Origin of the sequence: Streptomyces sp. SPB074, assembly GCF_000154905.1 — a bacterium.
Taxonomy (GTDB): domain Bacteria; phylum Actinomycetota; class Actinomycetes; order Streptomycetales; family Streptomycetaceae; genus Streptomyces.
Genome location: NZ_GG770539.1, coordinates 6,443,849 through 6,448,271 on the forward strand (window position 1 = coordinate 6,443,849; position 4,423 = coordinate 6,448,271).

Sequence of the window (4,423 nt, forward strand, 5' to 3'; positions counted from 1 at the left end):
GCCGCCGCCCCGTTTCCGCGCCCGAAACGGCGGCCCCGCAGGTGCCCGCCCCGCTCAGTCGGGTCCGTCCAGCCAGGAGTACAGCGCCTCGCGCGCGTCCGTCCGCCGGCCCGCGCGGTGCGCGAGCTCCCAGCGCTCGTCGCCCAGCTCGCGCCGGGCCATCGCCTCGTACCGCGCGCGTACGGGCGCCAGTTCGGGGGTGCCGCGCTGCGGATGCCCCGTCGTCGCCCAGAAGCTCTCGGCGATCCCCGTCATCCGGGCCGCCCGCTCCGCCTGTCCCGCCGCGCTCAGCGTCGCCGCGAACAGATCGAGGCAGAGCGCGGTGCCGAAGGAGTCCTCGATGGCCCGCTTGCTCTCCAGCGCGGCCCGCGCGTACCGCAGCGCCGGCTGCGCCCGGCCCTCGCCGAGGTGGACGAGGGCGAGCTGGTAGTCGAAGTACGACAGCGCCCAGCGCTCCCCGAGCGCCAGGCAGCGCGCCCGCGCCCGCTCCGCCTCCGCCCGCGCCCGCTCCCGCTCCCCGAGCGCCGTGTGGGCGAAGACGCGCACGAGGAGACAGCGCAGCCTCCCCGGGGACCCGGCGTCGGGACCGGGCGCCGCGGAGAGCCCCGCTTCGGCGAGCGCGAGGGCCCGCGCCGGATCGCCCGTGAGCAGCGCCGTGAGCCCGCTCGCGTACGCCGCGCCGAGCATCCCCTCGCGGTCCCGCTCGCGTGCGGCCGTCTCCGCGCCCCGCGCGCTCACCTCCTCGGCCGCCGCGTACTCGCCGTGCAGGGCGTAGGCGACGCCGAGCGCCCACAGCGCCCGCGTACGGTGCGGACCGGTGGCCGAGGGATTCTTGAGCGCCCCCTCCAGACCGGCCCGCATCTCGTGCAGCCGCCCGCAGCACGCCCAGAAGAAGACGAGCCGCCCGGCGGTGTCCAGCGCCTCGTCGGGGCGGTACTCCGCCAAGTGCGCGAGCGCCGCGCTCACTTCGCCGTACGCCTCGCGCGCCCAGCGGAACCACGTGATCTGCCGGGGTCCCAGCCACTCCTCGTCCGCGAGGCGCACGAGGCGGGCGAAGTACGCCGCGTGCCGCGCGGCCAATGCCTCGTGCTCCTCCGTGCCGAGCCGCTCCAGCCACTGCCCGCCGTACTCGGCGAGCGTGCCGAGCATCGACCAGCCCCGCCCGTGCCTGCGCAGCACCGAGCAGGCCAGGAGCCGGTCCAGGCCCGCCGTGACATCGGCCCGCGTGAGCGGCCCCCCGGCGCACACCTCGCGCGCCGCCTGGAGATCGAAGGGCCCGCGGAAGACGGTCAGGCGCGCCCAGAGCAGCCGGTCCGCCGGAGCGCACAGCTCGTGGCTCCAGCCGATCGTGGTCCGTAAGGTGCGGTGGCGGGCCGCCGCCCCGGAGCGCCGCCCGAAGCCCGGGACCTCGCCGGCCGTCCCCCACGCCGCGCCCGTGCTCGCACCCGGTTCCGCACCCGCGCCCACCTCCGGCTCCGGCTCTCGCTCCGGTTCCGGCTCCGCGACGAGCGTGTCGAGTCGCGATTCGAGCCGCCGGGCCAGTTCGTCCAGCGGCAGCCGCGCGGCGCGTGCCGCCGCCAGCTCCAGGGCCAGCGGGATGCCTTCGAGCCGGGCGCAGATCCGCGCGGCCACCGCCCGCTCGCCGGGGGCGAGCCCGCCGGGCCGCACGGCGGCGACGCCCTCGGCGAAGAGGGCGAACGCCTCGGGCCCGTCCTCGGGCAACGGCCCGAGCGTGCACATGTACTCCTCGACCAGGTCGAGCGGGCGGCGCGAGCTGACGAGCACCGTGAGCCCGGGGCAGGCCGTCAGGAGGTCCCCCGTCAGGTCCCGCACCGCCTCCCACACCTGTTCGCCCGAGTCGAGCACCAGCAGGCTGCGCTGCCGGGCCAGGTAGGCGCACAGCGCCTCGGCGCGGGGGCGCGAGGAGTTGTCGGCGAGCCCGACCGCGCGCGCCACCTCCGTCAGGAGCTGCCCCGCGTCGCGCACCGTGCCGAGGTCGGCCCAGTGCGTGCCGTGTGCGAACTTCTCCCCGGCCTCGGCGCTCACCTCGCGCGCCAGGCGCGTCTTGCCGATGCCGCCGGGGCCCGTGAGGCTCAGGAGACGGCGGGTGCGCAGTGCGTCGAGGAGCGCGGCACGCTCCCGCTCCCGGCCCACGAAGGTGCTTTGCGCGTACGGAGTCAGCCCAGGCATTCGCCCAGTCTCGCGCATTCGCCCCCCGGCGGGGCAACCGCGCCCGCGCCGGGGCCCGGTGACGGCCCGCCCGCCCGCGCCGTTGCGGGTGCGGGCCCGGGCCGCCCGGTAGCCTCGCGTGTGGCCGGGCCGGGCGGGGGCAGGCGGCCGGGGAGGGGCCTGACGGATCGTACGAGGAGGCAGGGCGTTGTTCGAAGCCGAGGACATCCGGGACTGGCGAGGCCACGACGTGGTGGACGCCGAGGGACACAAGATCGGCAGCCTGGAGGCCGTGTACGTCGACACGACCACCGATCTGCCCGCCTTCGCCACGGTCGTGACCGGGCTGCCGACCAAGCGGAGGCTGAATTTCGTGCCGCTCGACGGCGCGACGGTGAAGCCGGGGGCGCTCAAGGTGCGCTACGACAAGAAGCGCGTGAAGGACGCGCCCTCGATCGACACCGATGGCGAACTCCTCGCCGAGGAGGAGCCGAAGCTCTTCGCCTACTACGACCTCAGCTACCGGATCGGGCCCTCGGGAGCCCGGCGCCTGGGGCGGCGCTGAGCCCGGGGGCCCGCACGGCCCGGCCCGGCGCCCGGGACGGCGCCGGACCCGGACTGTTCCCCCACGCTTTATTAGCTTAGGCTTACCTAAGTCATTCGCCTGGTCGCGGAGTCCGCGACCGGGCGCGCGTGCGGAACGGGGCCGGGACGGCCCCGGCGGCGAGAGGGGTGCGGCGTGGGACACGGCTGGGAGGGCGCGGTGCTGCGGCTGCTGCGCGCCAGGGACTTCACGCTCACGGTGACGCGGGCCGAGCGCGTCGGCCCCGACTACGTACGCCTGCGCGTCACCGACGGCGGACTGCTCGACGCGAGCGGCATCCTCCCCACGACGTGGGTCAGGCTCTGGTTCCGCCGCAACGGCCGCCCCCACCAGCGCGCCTACACCCTCGTCGATCCGGACCCGGCGAGCGGCACCTTCTCGCTCGACTTCGCGCTGCACGCCGGGACGGCCGCCGACTGGGCGCGCGCGGCGCGACCGGGCGACACCATCGAGGCCACCGTGCACGGCACCCCGCTCACCCCGCCGGAACAGGAGCCCGCGCACCTCCTCCTGATCGGCGACACGGCCGCGCTCCCGGCGCTCAACTCGCTGCTCGACGCCTACCCCGGCACCCCCGCCACGGTGTGGCTGGAGACCCGCGGCCCCGGCGACGCGGAACTCCCGGTGCGGGTCCGCCCCGGGCGGCACACGCTGCTCCCCGTCCCGCGCGAACGCGCGGGCGCGCGCCTCGTGGAGGAGGTGCGGGCCACGCTGCCCGCGCACCTGGCCGACCCCGCCGGGGCCTGGGCCTGGATCGCCTGCGACACCACGACGACCCGCGCCCTCGCCGGCCACCTGCGCACCCTGCTGCCCGCCCCGCGCCGGCAGGTCCGCGCGCAGGGGTACTGGCGTCCCTGAACCGGACGCACCGCCTTCTGGCCGGATTCATCGCCCGCAACGACTGAAAACCTTTTACTTCGGGCGCATGAGGCACCGAGTGCCGGGTAGGCGGTCAGAAGACCGCCTGCGGCCAATGTCGGCTGAGCCCGTTCCAGGGGGGGCGGGGTCTCCGTGAAGAAGTGGAAGGAATCACCGTGCTGATCGCTCACCCTGTCGTGCTGCGTAAGCTGCTGGCCCGTTACGAGGCCCTGAGCGCCGTTCAGGAGCCGGACACCGAGACCCTTCGCGATCTGGACGACGTCACGTACACCCTCTGCGTCTCCACCGGTACGCGCACGATCGACGCGGCGCTCGGCGTCGCCCAGGAGCGGCTGGCCCGTGCCGCCGCCGAGGAGCGCACGGCGCCTATGGCACGCAGTGCCAAGGGAGTGGCGTCGCGCCGGATCAGCGACGCGGGCCCGACCCCCTCGTCCCCGCCGTCTGACGCGTCTGCGATCCTCACGGCGTGAGCCCGTCGCAGCCGGTGGCGGGCCGATGCACAGCCCCTGAGATGGCAGAGAGTCCTTCATTGTGTCTTCCCCCACCCCGATCTATCAGCAGCTCGTCGAGGAGCAGGGTGACGTTCTGAACGACACCCGGCAGACCGCCGACGCGCTTCGCAGGAAGGCGGAGCAGACCCTCGGCCGCCCGAGTGTCGCGGCCCCCGCGCCGCAGCCGGGACCCGCCGCCGCCCCGGCTCCCGCCGCCCCGCCCGCGTCCCCGCGGCCCGCCCCCGGTGCCACCGCGCCGGGCCGGGCCCCGGACAGCCCG

4 protein-coding genes and 1 pseudogene are annotated in these 4,423 nt (G+C 76.0%); 4 read left to right on the forward strand and 1 reads right to left on the reverse strand.

Going from position 1 to position 4,423, the window contains the following annotated elements; genetic code table 11:
* Positions 1-54: 54 nt before the first annotated feature.
* On the reverse strand, positions 55-2,190 hold the full coding sequence (locus SSBG_RS27535) for an ATP-binding protein (protein WP_008749323.1): 2,136 nt from the start codon (positions 2,188-2,190) through the stop codon (positions 55-57).
* Positions 2,191-2,377: 187 nt separating this feature from the next.
* Here SSBG_RS27535 and SSBG_RS27540 point away from each other — a divergent pair, with 187 nt between their 5' ends.
* From SSBG_RS27540 to SSBG_RS33455, 4 genes and pseudogenes are all read left to right on the forward strand, one after another.
* Positions 2,378-2,734, forward strand: a complete 357-nt coding sequence (locus SSBG_RS27540; RefSeq protein ID WP_008749324.1) for a PRC-barrel domain-containing protein — start codon at positions 2,378-2,380, stop codon at positions 2,732-2,734.
* 174 nt (positions 2,735-2,908) lie between these two features.
* Positions 2,909-3,631, forward strand: a complete 723-nt coding sequence (locus SSBG_RS27545; RefSeq protein ID WP_008749325.1) for a siderophore-interacting protein — start codon at positions 2,909-2,911, stop codon at positions 3,629-3,631.
* A 176-nt stretch (positions 3,632-3,807) separates the two neighbouring features.
* On the forward strand, positions 3,808-4,122 hold the full coding sequence (locus tag SSBG_RS27550; RefSeq protein WP_050776834.1) for a DUF5133 domain-containing protein: 315 nt from the start codon (positions 3,808-3,810) through the stop codon (positions 4,120-4,122).
* Positions 4,123-4,183: 61 nt separating this feature from the next.
* Positions 4,184-4,423, forward strand: a pseudogene (locus SSBG_RS33455) (hypothetical protein); the annotation flags it as partial.